Origin of the sequence: Arenimonas malthae CC-JY-1, assembly GCF_000747075.1 — a bacterium.
GTDB classification, from domain to species: Bacteria; Pseudomonadota; Gammaproteobacteria; order Xanthomonadales; family Xanthomonadaceae; genus Arenimonas; species Arenimonas malthae.
Map to the genome: position 1 here is coordinate 1 of NZ_AVCH01000053.1, position 20,975 is coordinate 20,975.

22 protein-coding genes and 1 pseudogene are annotated in these 20,975 nt (G+C 71.2%); 14 read left to right on the top strand and 9 right to left on the bottom strand.

All coding sequences use genetic code 11. The annotated features are described in order from the left end of the window. From N790_RS03540 to N790_RS03560, 5 genes and pseudogenes are all read right to left on the bottom strand, one after another. On the bottom strand, positions 1 to 355 hold a 355-nt coding region (locus N790_RS03540; protein ID WP_043800834.1), incomplete at its 3' end, for a hypothetical protein. A gap of 3 nt (positions 356 to 358) precedes the next feature. Then, positions 359 to 2,722: an ABC transporter permease gene (locus N790_RS03545; protein WP_043800836.1), complete on the bottom strand. Its 2,364-nt coding sequence runs from the start codon at positions 2,720 to 2,722 to the stop codon at positions 359 to 361. Next, positions 2,719 to 3,441 carry an ABC transporter ATP-binding protein gene (locus tag N790_RS03550; RefSeq protein WP_043800839.1) on the bottom strand — a complete coding sequence of 241 codons (723 nt, stop codon included), beginning with the start codon at positions 3,439 to 3,441 and terminating at the stop codon, positions 2,719 to 2,721. The genes N790_RS03545 and N790_RS03550 overlap by 4 nt, the downstream gene beginning before the upstream one ends. Before the next feature lie 19 nt (positions 3,442 to 3,460). Then, positions 3,461 to 4,318: a KPN_02809 family neutral zinc metallopeptidase gene (gene ypfJ / locus N790_RS03555; protein WP_043800841.1), complete on the bottom strand. Its 858-nt coding sequence runs from the start codon at positions 4,316 to 4,318 to the stop codon at positions 3,461 to 3,463. Positions 4,319 to 4,385: 67 nt separating this feature from the next. Beyond that, positions 4,386 to 5,567: pseudogene (locus tag N790_RS03560) on the bottom strand (lytic murein transglycosylase); the annotation flags it as partial. 84 nt (positions 5,568 to 5,651) lie between these two features. On the opposite strand from N790_RS03560, the gene N790_RS03565 reads away from it, so the two are divergent. Genes N790_RS03565 through dbpA form a run of 3 tightly spaced genes read left to right on the top strand, consistent with a single transcriptional unit; the run spans position 5,652 to position 8,174 of the window. Further along, positions 5,652 to 6,323: a glutathione S-transferase gene (locus tag N790_RS03565; protein ID WP_043800847.1), complete on the top strand. Its 672-nt coding sequence runs from the start codon at positions 5,652 to 5,654 to the stop codon at positions 6,321 to 6,323. 28 nt (positions 6,324 to 6,351) lie between these two features. Then, a complete protein-coding gene (locus N790_RS03570) occupies positions 6,352 to 6,756 on the top strand; it encodes a hypothetical protein (RefSeq protein ID WP_043800850.1) in 405 nt (134 codons plus the stop codon). Positions 6,757 to 6,803: 47 nt separating this feature from the next. Next, positions 6,804 to 8,174: an ATP-dependent RNA helicase DbpA gene (dbpA, locus tag N790_RS03575; RefSeq protein ID WP_043800853.1), complete on the top strand. Its 1,371-nt coding sequence runs from the start codon at positions 6,804 to 6,806 to the stop codon at positions 8,172 to 8,174. A 66-nt stretch (positions 8,175 to 8,240) separates the two neighbouring features. On the opposite strand, the gene N790_RS03580 is transcribed toward dbpA, so the two are convergent. Further along, positions 8,241 to 8,423: a hypothetical protein gene (locus N790_RS03580; RefSeq protein WP_043800856.1), complete on the bottom strand. Its 183-nt coding sequence runs from the start codon at positions 8,421 to 8,423 to the stop codon at positions 8,241 to 8,243. 221 nt (positions 8,424 to 8,644) lie between these two features. Between N790_RS03580 and N790_RS03585 the strand changes: the two genes are divergently transcribed. Beyond that, a complete protein-coding gene (locus N790_RS03585) occupies positions 8,645 to 9,400 on the top strand; it encodes a pseudouridine synthase (protein WP_245593736.1) in 756 nt (251 codons plus the stop codon). 50 nt (positions 9,401 to 9,450) lie between these two features. Next, positions 9,451 to 10,329, top strand: coding sequence for an FKBP-type peptidyl-prolyl cis-trans isomerase (locus N790_RS03590; protein WP_052385659.1), 879 nt, complete (start codon positions 9,451 to 9,453; stop codon positions 10,327 to 10,329). A gap of 9 nt (positions 10,330 to 10,338) precedes the next feature. Here the strand turns inward: N790_RS03590 and N790_RS03595 are convergent, their stop codons facing one another. Further along, positions 10,339 to 11,580: a TIGR03862 family flavoprotein gene (locus tag N790_RS03595; RefSeq protein WP_043800858.1), complete on the bottom strand. Its 1,242-nt coding sequence runs from the start codon at positions 11,578 to 11,580 to the stop codon at positions 10,339 to 10,341. A gap of 43 nt (positions 11,581 to 11,623) precedes the next feature. Here N790_RS03595 and N790_RS03600 point away from each other — a divergent pair, with 43 nt between their 5' ends. Further along, positions 11,624 to 12,109 carry an NUDIX hydrolase gene (locus N790_RS03600; protein WP_043800862.1) on the top strand — a complete coding sequence of 162 codons (486 nt, stop codon included), beginning with the start codon at positions 11,624 to 11,626 and terminating at the stop codon, positions 12,107 to 12,109. A gap of 252 nt (positions 12,110 to 12,361) precedes the next feature. Then, positions 12,362 to 12,808: a PA2169 family four-helix-bundle protein gene (locus tag N790_RS03605; RefSeq protein ID WP_043800864.1), complete on the top strand. Its 447-nt coding sequence runs from the start codon at positions 12,362 to 12,364 to the stop codon at positions 12,806 to 12,808. A 98-nt stretch (positions 12,809 to 12,906) separates the two neighbouring features. Here the strand turns inward: N790_RS03605 and N790_RS03610 are convergent, their stop codons facing one another. Further along, the gene (locus N790_RS03610; protein ID WP_043800867.1) at positions 12,907 to 15,084 is read right to left on the bottom strand and encodes a M3 family metallopeptidase; all 2,178 of its coding nucleotides are present in this window, start codon (positions 15,082 to 15,084) and stop codon (positions 12,907 to 12,909) included. A 130-nt stretch (positions 15,085 to 15,214) separates the two neighbouring features. Between N790_RS03610 and N790_RS03615 the strand changes: the two genes are divergently transcribed. Next, positions 15,215 to 15,697 (top strand): glutathione peroxidase, encoded by a 483-nt coding sequence (locus N790_RS03615; RefSeq protein ID WP_043800869.1) that lies wholly within the window; start codon positions 15,215 to 15,217, stop codon positions 15,695 to 15,697. A gap of 12 nt (positions 15,698 to 15,709) precedes the next feature. Here N790_RS03615 and N790_RS03620 read toward each other — a convergent pair whose 3' ends face one another. Then, a complete protein-coding gene (locus tag N790_RS03620; protein ID WP_043800872.1) occupies positions 15,710 to 16,486 on the bottom strand; it encodes a ferredoxin--NADP reductase in 777 nt (258 codons plus the stop codon). A gap of 168 nt (positions 16,487 to 16,654) precedes the next feature. Here N790_RS03620 and N790_RS03625 point away from each other — a divergent pair, with 168 nt between their 5' ends. The 6 genes from N790_RS03625 (at position 16,655) to N790_RS03650 (ending at position 20,962) form a co-directional block, all read left to right on the top strand. After that, positions 16,655 to 16,864 carry a cold-shock protein gene (locus N790_RS03625; protein ID WP_043800874.1) on the top strand — a complete coding sequence of 70 codons (210 nt, stop codon included), beginning with the start codon at positions 16,655 to 16,657 and terminating at the stop codon, positions 16,862 to 16,864. A 156-nt stretch (positions 16,865 to 17,020) separates the two neighbouring features. After that, positions 17,021 to 17,503 (top strand): peptidylprolyl isomerase, encoded by a 483-nt coding sequence (slyD, locus tag N790_RS03630; protein WP_043800877.1) that lies wholly within the window; start codon positions 17,021 to 17,023, stop codon positions 17,501 to 17,503. Positions 17,504 to 17,508: 5 nt separating this feature from the next. Next, positions 17,509 to 17,958: a CoA-binding protein gene (locus tag N790_RS03635; protein WP_043800880.1), complete on the top strand. Its 450-nt coding sequence runs from the start codon at positions 17,509 to 17,511 to the stop codon at positions 17,956 to 17,958. 121 nt (positions 17,959 to 18,079) lie between these two features. After that, positions 18,080 to 18,961: an ABC transporter ATP-binding protein gene (locus N790_RS03640; protein ID WP_043800882.1), complete on the top strand. Its 882-nt coding sequence runs from the start codon at positions 18,080 to 18,082 to the stop codon at positions 18,959 to 18,961. 1 nt (position 18,962) lies between these two features. Beyond that, the gene (locus N790_RS03645) at positions 18,963 to 20,522 is read left to right on the top strand and encodes an ABC transporter permease (RefSeq protein ID WP_043800883.1); all 1,560 of its coding nucleotides are present in this window, start codon (positions 18,963 to 18,965) and stop codon (positions 20,520 to 20,522) included. 50 nt (positions 20,523 to 20,572) lie between these two features. After that, the gene (locus tag N790_RS03650; protein WP_043800885.1) at positions 20,573 to 20,962 is read left to right on the top strand and encodes a hypothetical protein; all 390 of its coding nucleotides are present in this window, start codon (positions 20,573 to 20,575) and stop codon (positions 20,960 to 20,962) included. Positions 20,963 to 20,975 lie beyond the last annotated feature (13 nt).

Genomic DNA, 20,975 nt, shown 5'->3' on the forward strand with positions numbered 1-20,975 from the left:
CGCCGGCGCCGCGCAGCTGGCTGTCGGCGGCTTCGGCGGTGGCGGTGGCTTCGGCGCGCGAACGCGGGTCCAGCGCCGGCGCGGGCAGCGGGTCGAGCACCACCAGCACCTGGTCCACGGCCACCGCGTCGCCCACTTCCAGCGACTGCCGGCGGGCCTGGGCGGTGATGGGCGCGGTGATCAGGTAGCGGTCGAGCAGGCGGGTGCGGCCCTCGGCTTCCACGCTGTCCACCACGTCGCCGGTGTCGGCCAGCACCGAATCCACCGGCACCGGCGTGGGGCGCAGCGCCAGCCAGGCCAGCGCCAGCACGGCGAGGGCGGAAGCGCTGTAGCGGAGGAGGCGGGCGCGGGTCATGGCTCAGTCCTTGGTCTTGAGTACCGCAATCAGGTCCAGCCGGTCCAGTCGCCGGCGCACGAGCAGGGCCGAACCGGCGGTGGCGGCCAGCACCACCAACCCGGCCGTGCCCAGGCCGGCCGGCGACACCGCCAGCGGGATGCGGTAGAGCTCGGATTCGAAGCCCAGCACCAGCAGCGCGCACAGGCCGTAGCCCAGCGCGAAGCCCGGCAGCAGGGCCAGGCCGGCCAGGGTGAACAGCTCGCCCAGCATCAGCCCGCGCACCTCGGCGCGGGTGTAGCCGAGCACGCGCAGGCTGGCCAGTTCGCGGCTGCGTTCCGACAGCGAGATGCGCGCGCTGTTGTAGACCACGCCCACGGCGATGGCCGCGGCCATGGCGGTGGCGACCAGGGTGAAGATGACGATGACCTCGGCCATGGTGCTGCGGAAACCTTCGATCATGGCGGCGCGGTCGCTGGCCGCGGCCACGCCGGGGCGTTCGCGCAGGGCCTTCACCACCGCGGCGCGGGCACCGGGTTCCAGCCGCAGCCAGGCGCCGGACAGGCTGTCCTGCTCGCCGCGCAGGCGCTGCAGCGCGCCCAGCTCGAGGTAGGCGCCGACGCCGAGGTATTCGTGCGACAGCGCGCGCACGGTGAGCGGGACGGTTTCGCGGCGGCCGTCGAGGAATTCCACCTGCAGTTCGTCGCCGGGCTGCACGCCGAGCATGCCGGCGAGGTAGTCGGTGACCACCAGTCCCTCGGCGGGCAGCGGCAGCGGCGCCAGGGCCGGGCCGAGCAGGCGCTTGAGGTCGCCCTCGCGTGGCAGGCCCAGCAGGGCCAGGCGGTGGCTGCGGTGGCCGTGGCGCAGGATCACCGGCGCCTGCCGGAAGGGTTCGACCGCGGCGACGCCCGGGATCGACGCCAGCTCCAGCGCCGCGCGCGCCGGGCGCACTTCGGTGAAGGTCACGGCCAGGTCGTCGCGCTGCGCGAAGCCGAGCTGCACTTCGATCATTTCGTTGATGGCGGCGTCCTGGAAGCGCGACATCACCAGGATGCCGCAGGCCAGGCCGATGCCGAGCACGCTGAGCGAGGTGCGCAGCGGCCTGCGCGCCAGCGTGCGCAGCACCATGCGCGCCGCCGGGTCGAGCCAGCGGTAGAAACCCAGGCGTTCGAGCAGGCTGCGGCGGAAGGGCGGCGGCGATTCCGGTCGCATGCCTTCGGCCGGCGACAGCGCGAACGCGCGGTACAGGCCGGTGGCCGTGCCCAGCACCGCCACCGCCAGCGCGAAGGCGGTGGCCAGGCCCAGCACGCCCGGGTCCAGGCTCCAGTCCAGGTAGGGGAAGCGGAAGAAGTCGGCGTACATGTCCGCCATGCCGCGGCCCAGCCAGGCGCCGGCCAGCACGCCGGGCGGCAGGCCGGCGAACACCATCAGCCCGACCAGGGCGGCGTAGTGCCGCCCCACTTCGAAGCGGCGGTAGCCGAAGGCCTTGAGCACGGCGATCTGCTCGCGCTGGGTGTTCACCAGCCGGCCGATGACGATGTTGAGCAGGAAGGCGGCCACGCCCAGGAACACCGAGGAGAACAGCCGCACCATCACCTGCAGCTGGCCCAGTTCCTCGTCGAGGAAACGGTGCGAGGTCTGCAGCTCGCGGCCGTGCGCGCCCAGGCCGCCGTAGGGCGCCAGCAGCGCGTCCACGCGGGCGATGACGTCGGCTTCGAGCGCGCCGTGTTCGAGTACCAGCACCAGGTCGTTGAAGGCGCCGTCGAGGTCGAAGGCGGCGGCCAGCGGTTCGCGCTGCATCCAGACCACGCCGTAGCGCAGGTGGTCGGGGAAGGCGTCGCCCGGGCGGATCTGGTAGACGAATTCGGGCGAGAGGCCGATGCCGGTGATTTCCAGCGTCTGGCGCCGGCCGTTGAGGATTGCGGCGAAGCGGTCGCCCGGGTGCAGGCCGTGCGCCTGGGCGAAGGCTTCGCCCAGCACCACCTCGTTCGCGCGCAGCGGGTCGGGCAGGCGGCCCTCGCGCAGGAACAGCTGGTTCAGGCCGCCCTGGCGCGCGTCGGGCAACGACACCACCAGGCCGTTGACCGCGTCGTCGAAGCCGGCCACCTCCAGGTTCACACCCGCCACCACGCGGCCCTCGGCGCGCTGCACGCCGGGCAGGCGGCGCAGGTCTTCAAGCAGCGGCCAGGGCGCGCGCACCACCCGCGCGAACACTTCGGCGAAGCGGTATTCGCCGTAGAACTGCGCGCGGGTGTCGTGCAGCGCCCGGTAGGCCGTGAGCGACATCACCAGGGTGGCGATGCCGGCCACCAGCACCAGGGCGATGGCGGCGGTCTGCCCGCGCAGCTGGCGCAGGTCGCGCAGCAGCTTGCGGTCGAGCGCCTTCACCAGCTCAGCTCCGAAGGCTGGGCGCGGCTTTCGTTGCGTTGCTCGCCGGCGATGCGGCCGTCGCTGAGCTGGATGACCCGGTCGGCCATGCGGGCGATCACCGCGTTGTGGGTGATGATGACCGTGAGCGCGCCGGTTTCCCGGTGCGTGCGCGCCAGCGCCTCGAGCACGGTGATGCCGGTTTGCGAATCGAGCGCGCCGGTCGGTTCGTCGCACAGCATCACCGCCGGCCGCTTTGCGATGGCGCGGGCGATGGCCACGCGCTGCTGCTCGCCGCCGGAGAGCTGCGAGGGGAAGTGGTCCAGGCGCGACTGCAGGCCCACCATCGCCAGCGCGTCCTCGGGGCGCATGGGGTCGCTGGCGATCTCGGTGACCAGGGCCACGTTCTCGCGCGCGGTCAGGCTGGGGATGAGGTTGTAGAACTGGAACACGAAGCCCACGTGCTCGCGCCGGAAGCGGGTGAGCGCGGCTTCGCCGGCACCGGTGAGTGGGTGGCCCTGGCAGATCACTTCGCCCGACGTGGGCGCGTCGAGGCCGCCGAGGATGTTGAGCAGGGTGGACTTGCCGCTGCCCGAGGCGCCCAGCAGCACCACGAATTCACCGGGCCACAGGTCCAGGTCGATGCCGCGCAGGGCCGGTACCTCGACCTCGCCCATGCGGTAGGTCTTGGTCAGCCCCCGGGCGCGGAAGACCGGGATCGGCTCGCCGGCGCCGGCCATGGCCTGCCCTGGGCTGCGCTCAGAGGGCGCCGGCCGCGAAGGTGTCGCAGCGGCGCACGTCGCCGCTTTCGAAGCCGGCGCGGAACCAGCGCACGCGCTGCTCGGCGCTGCCGTGGGTGAACGAGTCCGGCACTACCTGGCCCTGGCCCTGGCGCTGCAGGGTGTCGTCGCCGATGGCGGTGGCGGTGGCCAGGGCTTCCTCGAGGTCGCCGGGTTCGAGCCAGGCGTGGCGCTTCTGCGCGTGGTGGGCCCACAGGCCGGCGTAACAGTCGGCCTGCAGCTCCTGGCGCACCAGCGGGCCGTCGGCGCCTTCGACGTTGCCGCCGCGGCGGCGGATCTCGTTCACCTGGGCCGAGACGCCGGTGAGCGTCTGCACGTGGTGGCCCACCTCGTGCGCAATCACGTAGGCCTCGGCGAAATCACCGCCGCCGCCGAGGCGCGCTTCCATCTGGTCGAAGAAACTCAGGTCGATGTAGACCTGCTGGTCGCCCGGGCAGTAGAACGGACCCACCGCGGCGGTGGCGCCGCCGCAGGCCGACTGCACCTGGCCGCTGAAGAGCACCAGCCGGGCCGGCGTGTACCGGCTGCCGCTGGCTTCGAAGACCGCGCCCCAGACGTCCTCGGTTTCGCCCAGGATGCTGGCGATGAACTGCGAGGCTTCGTCGTCGACGGGCGCGGAGGGTGCCTGGCTTCCCGCGGGCGCCTGCTGCTGCACCTGCGCAACCAGTCCGAGCATTTCCATCGGGCTCTTGCCCAGCAGCAGGCCGATGACCACGACCGCGGCGATGCCGCCCAGGCCGAGCTTCATGCCACCGCCCCCGGGCATGCCCCGGCGGTCCTCGACGTTGCTGCTGCGACGGGCGCTGCGCCATTTCATCGGTCGACCTCCGTGGGGGGACGGAACCGATTGTTGCCTATTCCGCCGGGGGCTGCGAGGGGGCGGCCGGCGGCGTACGCAGCGCGGCGAGGATGCGCTGGCTGGCGCGGCCGTCCACCGGCAGCCCGAGGCGCGCCTGCTCGGCGGCGATGGCTTCGCGCGAGCGGGCGCCGATCATGCCGTCGACCTCGCCGATGGCGTGGCCGCGGCCCAGCAGCAGGCCCTGCAGTTCGCGGCGCTGCGCGCGCGACAGGCCCGGGTCGTCGGTGGGCCAGGCCCGGTGCAGCGGGCCACCGCCGCGGAGCCGGTCGGACAGGTGGGCGATGGCGATGGCGTAACTTTCGGCCGCGTTGTACGAGTAGATCGCGTCGTAGTTCCGGAACACCAGGAAGGCCGGGCCGTCCTTGCCGGCCGGCAGCAGCAGCGCGGCCGGCGTGTCGCTGGCCGGCAGCGGCTTTCCGTCGGCGCGGGTGATGCCGCGCGACAGCCACTGCGACAGCGGCCGGCGGGCATTGCGCCCGTTCACCGAGGCGTCGAAACCCGGCGGCAGCGTCACTTCGTAACCCCAGGGCTGGCCCGTGCGCCAGCCCGACTTGCGCAGGTAGTTCGCGGTCGACGCGAGCGCATCGGGAATGCTGCCGACCAGGTCGCGGCGGCCGTCGCCGTCGCCATCCACGGCGATGCGCGCGTAGGTCGAAGGCATGAACTGCGTGTGGCCGAAGGCACCGGCCCAGGAGCCCACCAGGCCGGCGGCGTCGAGGTCGCCGGACTGGATGAGCCTGAGCGTGGCGAACAGTTCGCCCCTGAAGAAGGGCTGGCGCCGGCCCTCGCAGGAGAGCGTGGCCAGCGAGCGCAGCAGCGCCTTGCTGCCGAAGGTGCGGCCGTAGTCGCTTTCCACGCCCCAGACCGCGACCACGGTGGCGGCGTCCACGCCGTGTTCGCGTTCGATGCGGGCGAGCAGAGCGGCGTGTTCGAGCAGGCGCGCCTGGCCGTCGGCGATGCGTTCGTCGTCCACCAGGCCGGCAAGGTAGTCCCAGATCGGCGTGCGGAACTCGGGCTGGTAGTCCAGCGCCTCGAGCACGCTGGCGTCGCGTTCCAGGCCGTCGAGGTGGCGCCAGCTGGCGTCGCCGATGCCGGCCGCGCGGGCCTGCGGGCGCAGGCGTTCGAGGCAGGGCGCCAGGTCGCCGGCGGCGGCGGGCAGGGCGGCGAGGCAGAGCAGGGCGGGCAGGGCGACGCGGAAGGTCTTCATGCGCGCCACTTTGCCACCGCCCGGCGAAATCGTCGCGGAACGGCGGCGGCGTTATGCTGCGGGCCAACCCGCGCGGAGCGTCCGATGATCAAGGTCCACCACCTCAACAACTCCCGTTCGCAGCGCGTGCTGTGGCTGCTCGAGGAGCTGGGCCTGCCCTTCGAGGTGGTGCGCTACGAGCGCGACCCGAACACCCTGCTGGCGCCGGCCGCGCTGCGCGCCGTGCACCCGCTGGGCAAGTCGCCGGTGCTCGAGGACGGCGCGCTGGTGCTGGCCGAGTCCGGTGCGATCATCGAATACCTGGCGGAAACCTACGGCGCCGATCGCCTGCTGCCGCCCCCGGGCACGCCGGAATGGCGGCGGCTGCGCTACTGGATGCACTATGCGGAAGGTTCGGCCATGCCGCCGCTGCTGATGAGCCTGGTGTTTTCCAAGGTGCGCTCGGCGCCGGCGCCGTTTTTCGTCAGGCCCGTCGCCCGCGCCATCGCCGACAAGGTGATGGCCGAATTCATCGGCCCTCAGCTGCGCCTGCACGTGGACTACATGGAGGGCGAACTGGCGCGCTCCGCCTGGTTCGCCGGCGATCGCTTCAGCGCCGCCGACATCCAGATGAGCTTCCCGATCGAGGCCGCCCAGGCCCGCGGCGCGGTCACCGGTGCACACCCGCGCCTGCAGGCCTTCCTGGCGGCCATCCACGGCCGCCTCGCCTACCAGCGCGCGTTGGAAAAGGGCGGGCCCTACGAGCTGATGCGCTGAACCCGGCCCCCGACCTGGAGACCCCGCCATGACCCCACGCCCGCTGTTCCTGCTGCTTGCCCTGACCACCGCGGCCACCGCCGGGGACGAACCCGCGCCGGAACCTGGCGCCGCCGACCGTGCCTTCGCCGCGGCCCTCGAAGCCTGCCGCGCCGCCAGCCACCAGTCGCCGCACCCGTTCATGAAGGGCTTCACCATCGACCACGTGGTGGCCGGCGAGCAGGACGGCGCCTGCGCCTATTCGCAGACCATGCCCGGCGAAATGCGCATGGAGTGCAAGCTGTCGAAGGACGGCCGCGCCGGCCTGGCCGCCGAATTCCTGGCGCTGGCCGAGGGCCGCATGACCGGTTCGACGTCGGCCCAGCCGGCCTGGACGAGCGAGTGCGAGATCCTCACCAAGGACGGCAAGCGCCTGCCCATGGGCCAGGGCTGAGCGACACACCCGAGCCGGGGCTCCACCCGGCCGTGCGAGAATGCGGCATGACCGACTTCTCGCAACTTCCGCTCGCGCCGGCGCTGCTGCAGGCCTTGGGCGTGCTCGAATACCACGCCATGACCCCGGTGCAGGCCGCCAGCCTGCCGCCCATGCTGGCCGGCCGCGACGTGACCGCCCAGGCCCGCACCGGCAGCGGCAAGACCGCGGCCTTCGGCCTGGCCCTGCTGGCGAAGGTGGATCCCACGCGGGTCGCGGTGCAGTCGCTGGTGCTGTGCCCCACGCGCGAACTGGCCGACCAGGTGGGCAAGGAAATCCGCCGGCTGGCGCGTTTCCTGCCCAACCTCAAGCTCTCGGTGTTCTGCGGCGGCGTGCCGCTGCGCCCGCACCTGGCCTCGCTCACGCACCCGCCGCACGTGGTGGTGGGCACGCCGGGCCGCATCCAGGAACTGATGGACGAAGGCGCGCTCAAGCTCGACGACGTGCGCGTGGCGGTGCTCGACGAAGCCGACCGCATGCTCGACATGGGCTTCGCCGACGCCATCGCCGGCATCCTCGGCCAGGCGCCGAAGGACCGGCAGACCCTGCTGTTCTCGGCCACCTTCCCCGAGGGCATCCGCGCCCTGGGCGCGCGTTTCCAGCGCGACCCCGAGGAGGTGACCATCGGCGGCGACGCCTCCGAGGCCATCGAGCAGCGTTTCTACGAAGTGGAGCCGCCGCGCAAGGTGGACGCGATCGCGCTGCTGCTGGGCGATCTGCAGCCGGAATCGGCGCTGGTGTTCTGCAACACCCGCCGCGACGTGCAGCAGGTCTGCGACGAACTGCAGCAGCGCGGTTTCGCCGCGCTGGCCCTGCACGGCGACCTCGACCAGCGCGAACGCGACGAAGTGCTGGTGCAGTTCGCCAACCGCAGTTGCACCGTGCTGGTGGCCACCGACGTCGCCGCGCGCGGCCTGGACATCGCCGGCCTGCCGGTGGTGATCAGCCACGGCCTGGCCAGCGACACCGACATCCACACCCACCGCATCGGCCGCACCGGCCGGGCGGGGCAGGACGGCCTGGCCCTGGCGCTGGTGTCGGGCGAGGACCGCCGGCGCGTGATCGGCATCGAGGAGCAGCTGGGCAAGGCCGTGCGCTGGGAGCGCATCGACCTCTCGCGCAAGGCCGCGCGGCCGGCGGCGGCGCCGATGGTGACGGTGGTGATCGACGCCGGGCGCCAGGACAAGCTGCGCCCCGGCGACGTGGTTGGCGCGCTGACCGGCGAAGGCGGCCTGGCCGCGACGGCGATCGGCAAGATCGCCGCGTTCGCGACCCGGACTTACGTGGCCATCGAACGCAGCCAGGCCCAGAAGGCCATGGACAGGCTGCGCACGGGCAAGGTCAAGGGCCGCAGCTTCAGGATCCGGAAGCTGGGCTGACGGCGGTGACGCGGGCAGGCGCGGGCGCGCCGCGCCCAGCGCGTGGTGGCGAACGCCGGCATGGCTTCAGCGACGCGGCAGGGCGCCGGCGGCGCGCGGTTCGCGCTGGGCCCGGCGGCGGTTGATCTCGGCGTCCAGGCGGCGGTACTCGGGCGTGCCGATGTCACCGGCCATCACCAGCTCCCAGAGCTGGATGGCGAGTTCGTCGTCGAGGACCTGCTTGGCGGGGAAGGGGATGACAATGCCCATGGCTCGGCTCCGGGTGGTCGGGGGTTGGCTTGCAGGCAACGCGCTGCATATTCCGTGCCAGCCCGGGGGGAATCCCGGCCACATCCCACTCCAACGCCGTGAAACCGGCGGACAGGTCACGGAACCCGGCCGGTCGCCCCAAGATGTTCGGTGCCGGCGCGGGCCCGGCCACAAGTCGCCCCCGGCGCGCCGGCGTGACTTGCCCCCGGCGCCATGCCAGCATGCGCGCCACTTCTGACGCGGTGCGGCACCCCGGCGAACCCATGCGAGTCAACAAACACATCTCCGACACCGGTTACTGCTCCCGCCGCGAGGCCGACCGCCTGGTGGCCGAGGGCCGGGTGACGGTGAACGGGCAGCGGGCCGGCATCGGCACCCAGGTGGCCGAGGGCGACGTGGTGGAGGTGGACGGCCAGGCGCTGAAGAAGCGCGAGGCCAAGGCCGGCGGCCGCCGCCACGTCTACATCGCCCTGAACAAGCCCGTGGGCATCACCTGCACCACCGACCAGGCCGTGAAGGGCAACATCGTCGACTTCGTCGGCCACGAGCAGCGCATCTTCCCGATCGGCCGGCTGGACAAGGATTCCGAGGGCCTGATCCTGCTCACCAGCAACGGCGACATCGTCAACCGCATCCTGCGCGCCGAGGAAAAGAAGGAAAAGGAATACCTGGTCGGCGTGAACCAGCCGGTGACCGACGACTTCCTGCGCGGCATGGCCAAGGGCGTGCGCATCCACGGCCAGCTCACGCTGCCCTGCAAAACCCGCAAGATCGCCCGCTTCGGTTTCGGCATCGTGCTCACCCAGGGCCTGAACCGGCAGATCCGCCTGATGGCCGCCGCCTTCGGCTACCGCGTCACCCAGTTGCGCCGCATCCGCATCGCCAACGTGCGCCTGGGCGAACTCAAGCCCGGCCGCTGGCGCAACCTCACCGAAGCCGAGCTGCGCGGCCTGCTGCCGGAGAACACCGACTGGTAGGCGGGGGTCTGCTAACCTTCGGCCCCTGTTTTCAGTCCCGGAGTTATTGGATGCCCCTGCTCAGCCGTCTCATCGCCCTGTGCCTGCTGCTGGCCGCGCTGCCCCTGGCCGCGCAGGTCAAGCCGCTGCCCGCGCCCAGCCCGCTGGACGCGCCGCCCAAGCAGGCGATCCCCACGGCCACCGGCGTGGCCTACGTCGTGCTCAAGCCGGCGCCCAAGCCGCAGGTGCTGCCGACCACCGACATGATCGAGTTCCGGGCCAACGCCTGGAGTGCCGACGGCGAGACGCGCATCAACGGCGAGCAGAGCGGCCCGATCATGGGCTCGATGCGGCGGCTGATGCGCGGCCAGCCGGCGCTGGCCCGCGCCATCATGAGCACGCCCATCGGCGAGACCCGGCGCTGGTGGTTCGACGCCGAGCGCATGAAGCCCGGCTACCCCGGCATGCCCGACCTGCCGCACGTGCTGGAAGTGACCGTGCTGCGCGAAGTGGACCCGACCAAGGCCCCCGCCGACGTGGCCGCGCCGCCGGCCGACGCCATCCGCACGGCCACCGGCCTGGCCTACAAGGTGCTCAAGCGCGGCAAGGGCGGCGGCCGGCCGACGCTCGACGACGCGGTGATGATCCACTACACCGGCTGGACCACCGACGGCGCCGTGTTCGACAGTTCGGTGCAGCGCGGCAGCCGCGCCACCTTCCCGCTGCGGGCGCTGATCGACGGCTGGCAGGAAGGCCTGCAGCTGATGTCGCGCGGCGACACCTTCCGCTTCTGGATTCCCGGCCCGCTGGCCTACGACAACGCCCCCACGCCGGGCGCGCCACGCGGCATGCTGGTGTTCGACGTCACCCTCTACGGTTTCGGCAAGCCGCTGCCGGCGGGCGCCGGCCAGGTCGCCACCGACGATCCGCAGGCCGTGCCCGAGGAGTAGGCGGCCGGCTCAGCGCCGCGCCTGCAGCCAGGCCGCGGCGCCTGCGCCGGCGACCTTGCCGCTGGCGAAACAGGCGCTGAGCAGGTAGCCGCCGGTCGGGGCTTCCCAGTCGAGCATTTCGCCGGCCAGGAACAGCCCGGGGCGGGCGCGCAGCATCAGGTGTTCGTCCAGCGCCTCCAGGCGCACGCCGCCGGCGCTGGAAATGGCTTCGGCGATGGGGCGCGCTGCCTTCAAGCGCACCGGCAGCGACTTGATGGCGCGGGCCAGCGTGGCCGCGTCGCCCGCGAGGACTTCCGGCGGCAGCACCTCGCGCAGCAGCGCCGCCTTCACGCCCTCCAGGCCCACGCTTCGGCGCAGGAATTCGCTCAGGCTGCGGCCGTTGCGGGGGCGTGACAGGTCCTGTTCGAGCCGGGCCGGCTCGCGGCCGGGCACCAGGTCCATGAGCAGCAGCGCCTCGCCGTGGCTGGCGATGCGCTCGCGAAGCGCGGACGAAAGGAAATACACCAGGCTGCCTTCGAGGCCGGTGGTGGTGGCCACGCATTCGCCCTGGCGCCAGCGCGGCGGGTCTTCCCAGCCCAGGGCCAGGCGCACGGGTTTGATGGGCGCGCCGGCGTGGCGGCTGGCGAAGTGTTCGCTCCAGCCCACGTCGAAGCCGCAGTTGGCGGGCCGTAGCGGCGCCACGTCGGCGCCGGCGGCGGCCAGCGGCGCCACCCAGGCGCCGTCCGAGCCGAGTTCCGGCCAGCTGCCGCCGCCCAGGGCCAGCACGCTCGCGGCGGCCTGGAAACGGCGCTCGCCGTCGGGCGTGTCGAACACGTGCTCGCCGTCCGGGCCCAGCCCGCGCCAGCGGTGCAGTACGTGGAAGCGCACGCCCTGTTCGCGCAGCCGGCGCACCCAGCCGCGCAGCAGCGGCGCGGCCTTGAGGTCTTCCGGGAACACGCGCCCGGAGCTGCCCACGAAGGTCGGCACGCCGAGGTCGGCGGCCCAGGCGCGCAGGGCGTCGGCGTCGAAGCGCGCCAGCCAGGCGCCCACCTCGGCGCTGCGCGCGCCGAAGCGCGAGACGAAGCGCGGGAAGGGTTCGGAGTGCGTGAGGTTGAGGCCCCCCTTGCCGGCCACCAGCACCTTGCGGCCCACCGAGCCCTTGGCGTCGAACAGGTCCACGTCGAAGCCGGCGGCGCGGGCGGTTTCCGCGGCCATCAGGCCGGCGGGGCCGCCGCCGACGACGGCGAGGCCAGGGAGCGGGGTCACGTGCATGTTGCGATTATGCTTGCTGGCCGCCCCGAACTCCGAGTCCCGCGTGCCCTACACCCCGATCGTCGCCACCCTCGGTTACGTGCTGTCGCCCGACGGCCGCCGCTGCCTGATGGTCCACCGCAACGCCAGGCCGGGCGACAACCACCTGGGCAAGTACAACGGCCTGGGCGGCAAGCTCGAACCCGACGAGGACGTGATGGCCGGCATGCGCCGGGAAATCCGCGAGGAGGCCGGCATCGAATGCCTGTCGCTGCGCCTGCGCGGCACCCTCAGCTGGCCGGGTTTCGGCAAACACGGCGAGGACTGGCTGGGTTTCATCTTCGTGGTGGACGCTTACGCGGGCGAGCCGCCGGCCAGCAACGCCGAGGGCGACTTGCACTGGGTCGAACTCGACCGGCTGGAGGAGCTCCCGCTCTGGGAGGGCGACCGCCATTTCCTGCCCCTGGTGTTCGACGGCGACCCCCGGCCTTTCCACGGGGTGATGCCCTACCAGGCCGGGCGCATGGTGTCGTGGTCTTATTCGCGCTGAAAAGCGGCGAAAATGCAGCCAAGTTCGGTGAAGTGGATTGAATCGGTCGTTTGAAATGTCGGCGCCCGCCGGCATAACCTAAATTTTACGCCCCCCCGCGTATCCTTAACGGGTGGCAAACCGCAACCCTTGGGTTTGTCCCGGCTTTGCTTTCCTTCGTGATCGCCTGGCCCCGCTTCCCGGGGCATTCCGTCGCCTGGCCTGGGCCGCGGGACGATCGCGCTGTCCTTTCATCACGCCAAGGAGCGCCGCATGACCGACACCACCAACAGCATTTCCGACCTCATCGAAATCAGCGAGGACGGGATCGCGTTTTACGAAGAAGCGGCGCAGAAGGTGAAGGACAAGAAACTCAGCACCCTGTTCACCCGCCTGGCCAAGGCCAAGTCGGAGCTGGCGCAGGAACTGTCGGGCGAGATCAAGGCGCCGGCCAAGGCCGCCAAGAAGACCGCCAAGAAGGCGCCGAGCAGCCTCGGCGAGCTCAGCAAGGTCTACGCGGGCCTGCTCAAGCAGTGGCCGGATTCGGCCTCCGAGCGCTACCTGCGCATGGCCGAGATCGAGGGCCAGCTGCAGACGACCTTCCAGAAGGTCGTGCTCGACCGCGACCACAGCTTCGTGGTCCGCGTCCTGGCCAAGCAGTACGTCAGCAAGGCCGAGGTCCTGAACAAGGAACTGCGCGCCTGCCAGCGCAACGCCTGACGTCCCGGCTCCGGCCGGCTGGCGAAGGCCGATCCCGGATCAGGTAAAAAAACCGCCCGGTTGCCCGGGCGGTTTTTTGTTGCCTTGAAACTGCCGGCTTACTTGCCGCCGACCGGCTCGTCGAGGCCACGGCGCACCAGCAGCGGGCCCACTTCCGGGTCGCGGCCGCGGAAGTCGCGGAACAGCTGCATGGCGTCCACGCTGCCGCCGCGCGAGAGCAGGGTCTGGCGGAAGTGGTCGCCGTTCTCGCGCTTGAGGCCGCCGTTCTCCTTGAACCATTCCACCGACTCGGCGTCCAGCACTTCGGACCACAGGTAGGCGTAGTAGCCCGCCGAGTAGCCGCCCATGATGTGCGAGAAGTAGGTGCTGCGGTAACGCGGCGGCACCGGCGCGTAGTCCAGGCCCACGGCCTTGAGCGCCTCGGCCTCGAAGGCCAGGGTGTCGGCGGGCACCTGGTCGGCGGTGAGCTGGTGCCACTTCTGGTCGAGCATGGCCGCGGCCAGGTATTCGGTGGTGGCGTGGCCCTGGCCGTACTGCTCGGCGGCCATCACCTTGTCCAGCAGGTCCTGCGGGATCGCCTCGCCGGTCTGGTAATGCTTGGCGTAGTTGGCCAGCACCGACGGGTAGGTGGCCCACATCTCGTTCACCTGCGACGGGTACTCGACGAAGTCGCGCGGCACCGAGGTGCCGGAGAACTGCGGGTACTTCACGTTCGAGAACAGGCCGTGCAGGGCATGGCCGAACTCATGGAACATCGTGGTGACCTCGTCGAAGGTCAGCAGGGTGGGCTGGCCTTCCGAGGGCTTCGGGATGTTGAGGTGGTTGGCCACCACCGGCTTGCTGCCGGTCAGGCCGTTCTGCGGCACGTAGGCGTTCATCCAGGCGCCGCCGCGCTTGCTCGGGCGGGCGTAGAAGTCGCCCAGGAACAGGCCCAGCGGGGTGCCGTCGGCCTCGAACACCTCCCACACGCGCACGTCCGGGTGGTAGGTGGGCAGGTCGGTGCGCTCCTTGAACTCCAGGCCGTAGAGCTGGTTGGCGGCGTGGAAGACGCCGTTGACCAGCACGTTGTCGATCTCGAAGTAGGGGCGCAGCTGCGATTCGTCGAAGGCGTACTTCTGCTGGCGCACCTTCTCGGCGTAGAAGGCCCAGTCGGCGGCCTCGAGCTGGAAGCCGCCGTTCTCGGCGTCGATGATGGCCTGCATCTCGGCGGCCTCGCGGCGGGCGTTGGCCACCGCGGCCGGGGCCAGGTCGGACATCAGCTTGTTGACGGCCTCGACGCTGCCGGCGGTCTCGTCCTCGAGGATGTAGTCGGCGTGGTTGTCGTAGCCGAGCAGGGCGGCGCGCTCGGCGCGCAGCTTGGCCACGCGGGCGACGATCTCGCGGTTGTCGAACTCGTTGCCGCGGGCGCCGCGCACCAGCGAGGCGGCCATGATCTGCTGGCGCAGCTCGCGGTTGGTGAGGTTGGTCAGCGGCGGCTGGCCCGAGGTGTTCTGCAGGGCGATCAGGTACTGGCCCTCCTTGCCGGCGGCCTTGGCGGCCTCCGCGGCGGCGGTGATGGCTTCGGCCGGCAGGCCGTCGAGCTTGGCCACGTCGTCCACCAGCACGCCCGAGGCGTTCACTTCCTTGAGCACGTTCTGGCTGAAGGTCGTGGCCAGGCTGGCCAGTTCGGCGTTCATGCCCTTGAGCGTTTCCTTGTCGGCGTCCGACAGGTTGGCGCCGGCGCGCACGAAATCGATGTAGTAGCGCTCGAGCAGGCGCTTGGACTCCGGGTCCAGGCCCAGCGAGTCACGCTGGTCGTGCAGCGACTTGATGCGGGCGAAGAGCTTGCCGTCGAGCAGGATCGCGTCCTGGTGGGCGGCGAACTTCGGCGCGAACTCGGCCTGGACCTTCTGGATGGTCTCGTTGGTGTGGGCGCCGGCGAGGTTGCCGAACACCGCGGCGGTGCGGTTGAGCAGGGCGCCGGTCTTCTCCATCGCGACGATGGTGTTCTCGAAGCTCGGGGCCTCGGCGTTGTTGGCGATGGCGTCGATCTCGGCGCGCTGCTCGCTCATGCCGCGCTCCAGCGCCGGGGCGTAGTGCTCGTCCTTGATCTTGTCGAAGGCGGGCATCTGGTAGGGCAGTTCGCTGACCACGAAGAACGGGTTGTCGGCGGCCGGGGCGGCGGCGCCGGCTTCTTCGGCGGCAGGCGCCTGCGGCGATTCGGCCTGTTGGCAGGCGGACAGGGACAGGCCCAGGGCGATGGCGGCGGCCAGGGCAAGCGGCTTGCTGGAATTCATGCGTGTTCCTCGGGAGCAGGGTGGGGCGGAAACCCCGAAGGGTAGCGCATGCCCCGGTTACGTCCCCATGACGAAAGGCAGGGGTGGCCGGCTTGGGGTAGGCTGGCTGCATCCCATTCCGGAGCCCGCCATGACCACCGCTTTCGATTTCTCCGCCACCGCCATCGACGGCCGGCCCCAGTCCCTGGACGCCTGGCGCGGCAAGGTGCTGCTGGTGGTGAACACCGCCTCCAAATGCGGCTTCACGCCCCAGTACACCGGCCTGGAAAAGCTCTGGCGCGACTACGGCGACCGCGGCCTGGTGGTGCTGGGTTTCCCCTGCGACCAGTTCGGCCACCAGGAGCCGGGCGACGAAGAAGAGATCCGCAACTTCTGCTCGCTCACCTACGACGTCAGCTTCCCGATGTTCGCCAAGGTCGAGGTCAACGGCGGCAACACCCACCCGCTGTGGAAGTGGCTGAAGTCGGAAAAATCCGGGCTGCTCGGCCTGGAGGGCATCAAGTGGAACTTCACCAAGTTCCTGGTGGGCCGCGACGGCCAGGTCATCAGGCGCTACGCGCCGACCGACAAGCCCGAATCGATCGCGAAGGATATCGAGAAGGCGCTGGGCTGAGCCCGGCGCGGCTTATTTCTCGACAAAGGCCCGCTCGAACACGTATTCGCCCGGCGTGCCGATGCGCGGCGCGGCGCTGAAGCCGCGGCCGTCGAGGATGCTCCGGAAGTCGGCCAGCATCTGCGGGCTGCCGCAGATCATGGCGCGGTCGCGGGCCGGGTCGAGCGCATCGAGGCCCAGGTCGCGCTGCATCTGCCCGGAGTCGAGCAGGGTGGTCAGGCGGCCCGGGTGGCGGAAGGGTTCGCGGCTCACGGCCGGGTAATAGAGCAGCTTCTCGGTGATCACCGGGCCCAGGTATTCGTGCCGGGGCAGTTCGCGGGTGATGTAGTCGTGGTAGGCCAGGTCGGCCACGTTGCGCACGCCGTGGGTCAGGATGACCCGCTCGAAGCGCTCGTAGGTCTCCGGGTCCTTGATGATGCCCAGGAACGGCGCCAGGCCGGTGCCGGTGGCCAGCAGGTAGAGGTTGCGGCCCGGGTGCAGGTCGGAGATGAGCAGGGTGCCGGTGGGCTTGCGGCTCACAAGCAGGTCGTCGCCCGGCTGGATGTGCTGCAGGCGCGAGGTGAGCGGGCCGTCGGGCACCTTGATGGAGAAGAACTCCAGGTGCTCCTCCCAGTTGGCGCTCGCGATCGAGTAGGCCCGCATCAGCGGCCTGCCGTTGACCTCCAGGCCGATCATCACGAACTGGCCGTTGTCGAAGCGCAGGCCGTCGTCGCGGGTGGTGGTGAAGCTGAAATAGGCATCCGTCCAGTGGCGGACGGTGAGGACACGCTCGGTGGCGAAGGCGGACATGGGGGATCCGTGGGGTTGGGGACCGGCAGGCGGCGGCGGGCGGTCCGATAACCCGTCATTCTAAAGCATTCGCTTTCGGCGTCGTAAGCGGGTATGTTCGGCGGACTGCGGTTGCCGGGTTTCACGGCTGATCGTGGGTACCCAACTTACCGTTACAAGGAATGAGATATGTCTGACCGTCAGACCGGCACCGTGAAGTGGTTCAACGACGCCAAGGGCTTTGGCTTCATCACCCCCGAGAGCGGCGAGGACGTGTTCGTCCACTTCCGCTCCATCCAGGGCACTGGCTTCAAGTCCCTGCAGGAAGGCCAGAAGGTCACCTTCAAGGTCGTGAAGGGCCAGAAGGGCATGCAGGCGGACGAAGTGCAGCCGATGTAAGGCGCCTCGCCGTCGCCCAACCAGGCCCCGGTCGGCAACGACCGGGGCCTTGGTTTTTCCGGGACCCGCGATTTGCGCCGGCCCGGCGCATGGCCTAGCCTATGCGCCCTTTCTCCCGCCGCCGGGTTCCCGGCCGGCATCCCCCGAGGTAATTCCATGCAGATCGCCGAGCGCACCGTCGCGTCCTTCCACTACACCCTGACCGACGACGCGGGCAAGGTCATCGATTCCTCGGCCGGCGCCCAGCCGCTGGCCTACCTGCACGGCGCCGGCAACATCGTGCCGGGCCTGGAGAAGGCGCTCGAGGGCCGCAGCGCGGGCGACAAGTTCGACGTGGTGGTGTCGCCGGAAGAGGGTTACGGCACCCCGAACGAGATGCTGATCCAGGTCGTGCCGCGCGAGGCCTTCCAGGGCGTGGACGAGCTCGAGGTCGGCATGCAGTTCCAGGCCCAGACCCCGCAGGGCGCCATTTCGGTGGTGATCGCCAAGATCGAGGACGGCATGGTCACCGTCGACGGCAACCATCCGCTGGCCGGCCAGAACCTCAACTTCGCCATCGAAGTGGTGGAAGTGCGCGAGGCCAGCGTCGAGGAAGTCCTGCACGGCCACGTGCACGGCGCCGGCGGCCACCACCACTGACCGCCATGGCGAACGCGCCCGGCAAGCTCATCAACGACGACGCCGGGCTGCGCGAGCTGCTCGGCCGGGTGCGGCGCATCGCCGTGCTCGGCATCAAGACCGAAGCCCAGCGCGGCCAGCCGGCCATCGACGTGCCGCGTTACATGGAACGCGCCGGCTACGACATCGTGCCGGTGCCGGTGTATTACCCCGAGGTCGAACGCATCCTCGGCCGGCCGGTGTTCCGCACGCTGGCCGACATCCCGGGCGAGGTCGACCTGGTGAACGTGTTCCGGCGTTCGAAGGACCTGGCGCCGCACCTCGACGACATCCTCGCCAAGCGCCCCAAGGCCGTGTGGCTGCAGCTGGGCATCCGCGACGACGCCTTCGCCGCGGCCCTGCTGGCCGCCGGCATCGACGTGGTGCAGGACCGCTGCATCCTGGTCGACCACCAGCGCCTGCTCGGCGCCCGCTGACCCTGCCAGGCGTCACCCTGCGCACCGGCACGTGCCGGCGCGCGCGCGCCTCCTGCAAAGTCGAGACAAGGCCGGGCGGCCCGACCGCCCCGCTGCCGATCGTCCATTGCGTGGGGGTTCCATGGCTTGTGAGTTGCGCGTCGAAGGCGTGGGTTTCCGGTATCCGAACGGCCACGAGGCCCTGGCCGGCGTCGACCTGGCGCTGGGGCCAGGCATCCTGGGGCTGCTGGGGCCGAACGGTGCCGGCAAGTCCACCCTCATGCGCATCCTGGCGACCCTGGCGAAGCCCGGCAGCGGCCGCGTGCTGTGGAATGGCGTGGACACCGCCGCCAGGCCCGACGCGCTGCGCGCCGAACTCGGCTACCTGCCGCAGGACTTCGGCGTCTACCCGGCGCTGAGCGCCCGTGAGTTCCTCGCCTACCTGGCCGCCGTGAAGGGCCTGCCCTCGCGGGTGGCCGGCGAGCGGGTGGACGAGTGCCTGGGCATGGTCGGGCTGGCGGAAGCCGCCGACCGGCGCCTGGGCGGGTTCTCCGGCGGCATGCGGCAGCGCGTCGGCATCGCCCAGGCCCTGCTCAACGACCCGAAGCTGCTGATCGTGGACGAACCTACCGTGGGCCTGGACCCCGAGGAACGCCTGCGTTTCCGCCACCTGATCACCGACCTGGCCGGCCAGCGCCTGGTCATCCTGTCCACCCACATCGTGTCCGACATCGAGGCCAGCGCCACCACGCTGGCGGTGATGGCGAAGGGCCGCCGCCTGTTCCATGGCGAGCCCGAGGCGCTGGTGGCCCAGGCCCGCGGCCACGCCTGGGAGTGGACCGTGCCCGAGGCCGCGCTGGCCGAGGCGCGCGGCCGCCTGGCCATCAGCAGCTCGCTGCGCCGGCCCGACGGCATCCGCCTGCGCGTCGTGTCGGCCGAGGCCCCGGGTCCGGGCGCCACCGGGGTGGAGCCCAGCCTGGAGGACGCCTACCTCTGGCTGCTCGACCGCCACGGGGCGCGCTGACATGGACGCGCTGCGGCGCTTCGCCGCCATCGTCGGCGCGGATTTCCGCGAGCGCAGCCGCGGCACGCGCTTCTGGGTCGTGCTGGCCGGCGTCGCCATCGCCACCTGGGGCTTCTTCCCGCCGATGGAGGCGGGCTACGTCACCGTGGCGATCGGCAACTCGCGCGGCGCCTATTCCAGCGCCTGGATCGGCATGGTACTGGGCCTGATGTACGCGAGCATGCTGTCGCTGTTCGGCTTCTACATCGTGCGCGGCACGCTGGCGCGCGATTTCGAGACCCGGGTCTGGCAGCTCCTGGTCGCCACGCCGATGACACGGCCCGCCTACCTGCTGGCGAAATGGACCAGCCACATGGTGGTGTTCGGCGCGATCATCGCCGTGGGCCTGTGCGTCGGCCTGGCCGCGCAGTGGCACCTGGGCGAATCGGCCGCGCTCTCGCCCTGGCAGATGGCGCTGCCGTCGCTCGTCTTCGCCATGCCCGCCCTGGGCCTGGCGGCCTTCTTCGCCATCCTCTTCGACCTGCTGCCCTGGCTGCGCCGCAGCGGCGGCAACGTCCTGTTCTTCTTCCTTTGGATCTTCGTCTTCATCGGTGCCTCGGAAAACCTGGACCCGGAAAAGTCGGCCTGGGCGGCCAGCACCTGGGTCAGCGAACCCAGCGGCCTGTCGATGGCGATGCGCGACATCCGCGCCTACGCGGCGACGGCGCTGCCCGGCCTGGACGTGCGCGGCTTCAGCATCGGCATGAGCGTGATGGAGGACGGCATCGGCACTTTCGATTGGAACGCCTGGTCGCCGCGCCCGGCGGACCTGTTTGGCCGGGCGCTGTGGTTGCTGGCGGCGATGGCCGCGGTGGTCGCCATGTCGCCGCTGCTTGATTGGGCGGCAGCGCGCAGCGAGGCCCGCACCGGTGCGGCCGAAGATCGTGCCGGCCTGCGCCTGCGCTGGCTGGACGCGCTGCTGCGGCCACTTGAGGCCTTGGCGGCGGGCCGGCTGGTGGCGGCGGAAGCCAAGCTGGTGCTGCGCCAGCGCCGCCTGACCTGGTGGCTGGCCCTGGCCGTGCTCTGGGGCGTGCAGGCCTTCGCGCCGGCGAAAGGGCAGGCGGTCGCGGTAATCCTGGCCTGGCTGCTGTGCGTGGACGTGTTCGCCCGCGGCGCCCTGCGCGAGCGCGACACCGGCACCACGGCGATGGTGTTCAGCGCGGCCGGGGCAGGGCGGCGGGTGCTGCTGGCGCGGCTGGCGATGGCGCTGGGCCTGGCCTGGGCGGTAGCGCTTCCGGCGCTGCTGCGCGCCCTCGCCAGCGACGCTGGCCTGGCGGGGGCTGCGCTGCTGGTGGTGGGGGCGAGCGTGGCGGTGTCCGGCCTGGCGATGGCCGCGGCCTGCCGCAATCCGCGGCCGTTCGAGCTGGCGCTGGTGTTCCTGGCCTACATCGGCGTGCAGGGCGATCCGATCCTCAACGCCACGCTGGATCCGGCCCTGAGCCTGGCCCGGCACGCCTGGCTGCTGCCGTCCGCGGTGCTGGTGCTTGCCGTGGCCTGGACGCTGTCGCTGCGCCGGCGCTGAGCGGGGCCGTCGCGGTAGAATGCGGGCCCCCCGTGCCCGTGCGACCTTCAGTGACCGCCCTTCCCCCCGACATCAGCCTCGTCTTCGAAGACCGCCCCGATTACCTCTACGCCGCCGTCAGCGGCCCGCGCGACAGCCAGGAAATCTCCCAGGCCTACTGGACCCGGGTTGCCGCCGAATGCCAGCGCCGCAAGGCCCGCAAGCTGCTCATGGTCGAGAACCTGGGTGATTTCGAGGGCGAGCGGAACATGAACTTCACCGTCGACTACCTCTTCGCGCTGGGCATGGACAAGCTCCAGGTCGCCTTCGTGGTCGGCCGGGTGGAGTTGATGCCGGCGATGGAGCACGGCGAAATCCTGGCCCTGGAGCGCGGCGCCCACGGCCGCGTGTTCGGCTCGGTGGCGATGGCCGAGCGCTGGCTCAAGCACGGCAGCGCCTGAATCCCGGGCGGCC

Bases quoted from the DNA above. Each gene is read 5' to 3' on its own strand.
- N790_RS03590 (WP_052385659.1), top strand. From the start codon at position 9,451: ATGCCCCTGCTCAGCCGTCTCATCGCCCTGTGCCTGCTGCTGGCCGCG.
- N790_RS03565 (WP_043800847.1), top strand. From the start codon at position 5,652: ATGATCAAGGTCCACCACCTCAACAACTCCCGTTCGCAGCGCGTGCTG.
- N790_RS03645 (WP_043800883.1), top strand. From the start codon at position 18,963: ATGGACGCGCTGCGGCGCTTCGCCGCCATCGTCGGCGCGGATTTCCGC.
- N790_RS03640 (WP_043800882.1), top strand. From the start codon at position 18,080: ATGGCTTGTGAGTTGCGCGTCGAAGGCGTGGGTTTCCGGTATCCGAAC.
- N790_RS03615 (WP_043800869.1), top strand. From the start codon at position 15,215: ATGACCACCGCTTTCGATTTCTCCGCCACCGCCATCGACGGCCGGCCC.
- N790_RS03595 (WP_043800858.1), bottom strand. From the start codon at position 11,580: ATGCACGTGACCCCGCTCCCTGGCCTCGCCGTCGTCGGCGGCGGCCCC.
- N790_RS03585 (WP_245593736.1), top strand. From the start codon at position 8,645: ATGCGCGCCACTTCTGACGCGGTGCGGCACCCCGGCGAACCCATGCGA.
- N790_RS03620 (WP_043800872.1), bottom strand. From the start codon at position 16,486: ATGTCCGCCTTCGCCACCGAGCGTGTCCTCACCGTCCGCCACTGGACG.
- ypfJ (WP_043800841.1), bottom strand. From the start codon at position 4,318: ATGAAATGGCGCAGCGCCCGTCGCAGCAGCAACGTCGAGGACCGCCGG.
- N790_RS03610 (WP_043800867.1), bottom strand. From the start codon at position 15,084: ATGAATTCCAGCAAGCCGCTTGCCCTGGCCGCCGCCATCGCCCTGGGC.
- N790_RS03580 (WP_043800856.1), bottom strand. From the start codon at position 8,423: ATGGGCATTGTCATCCCCTTCCCCGCCAAGCAGGTCCTCGACGACGAA.
- dbpA (WP_043800853.1), top strand. From the start codon at position 6,804: ATGACCGACTTCTCGCAACTTCCGCTCGCGCCGGCGCTGCTGCAGGCC.
- N790_RS03625 (WP_043800874.1), top strand. From the start codon at position 16,655: ATGTCTGACCGTCAGACCGGCACCGTGAAGTGGTTCAACGACGCCAAG.
- N790_RS03605 (WP_043800864.1), top strand. From the start codon at position 12,362: ATGACCGACACCACCAACAGCATTTCCGACCTCATCGAAATCAGCGAG.
- N790_RS03635 (WP_043800880.1), top strand. From the start codon at position 17,509: ATGGCGAACGCGCCCGGCAAGCTCATCAACGACGACGCCGGGCTGCGC.
- N790_RS03550 (WP_043800839.1), bottom strand. From the start codon at position 3,441: ATGGCCGGCGCCGGCGAGCCGATCCCGGTCTTCCGCGCCCGGGGGCTG.
- N790_RS03570 (WP_043800850.1), top strand. From the start codon at position 6,352: ATGACCCCACGCCCGCTGTTCCTGCTGCTTGCCCTGACCACCGCGGCC.
- slyD (WP_043800877.1), top strand. From the start codon at position 17,021: ATGCAGATCGCCGAGCGCACCGTCGCGTCCTTCCACTACACCCTGACC.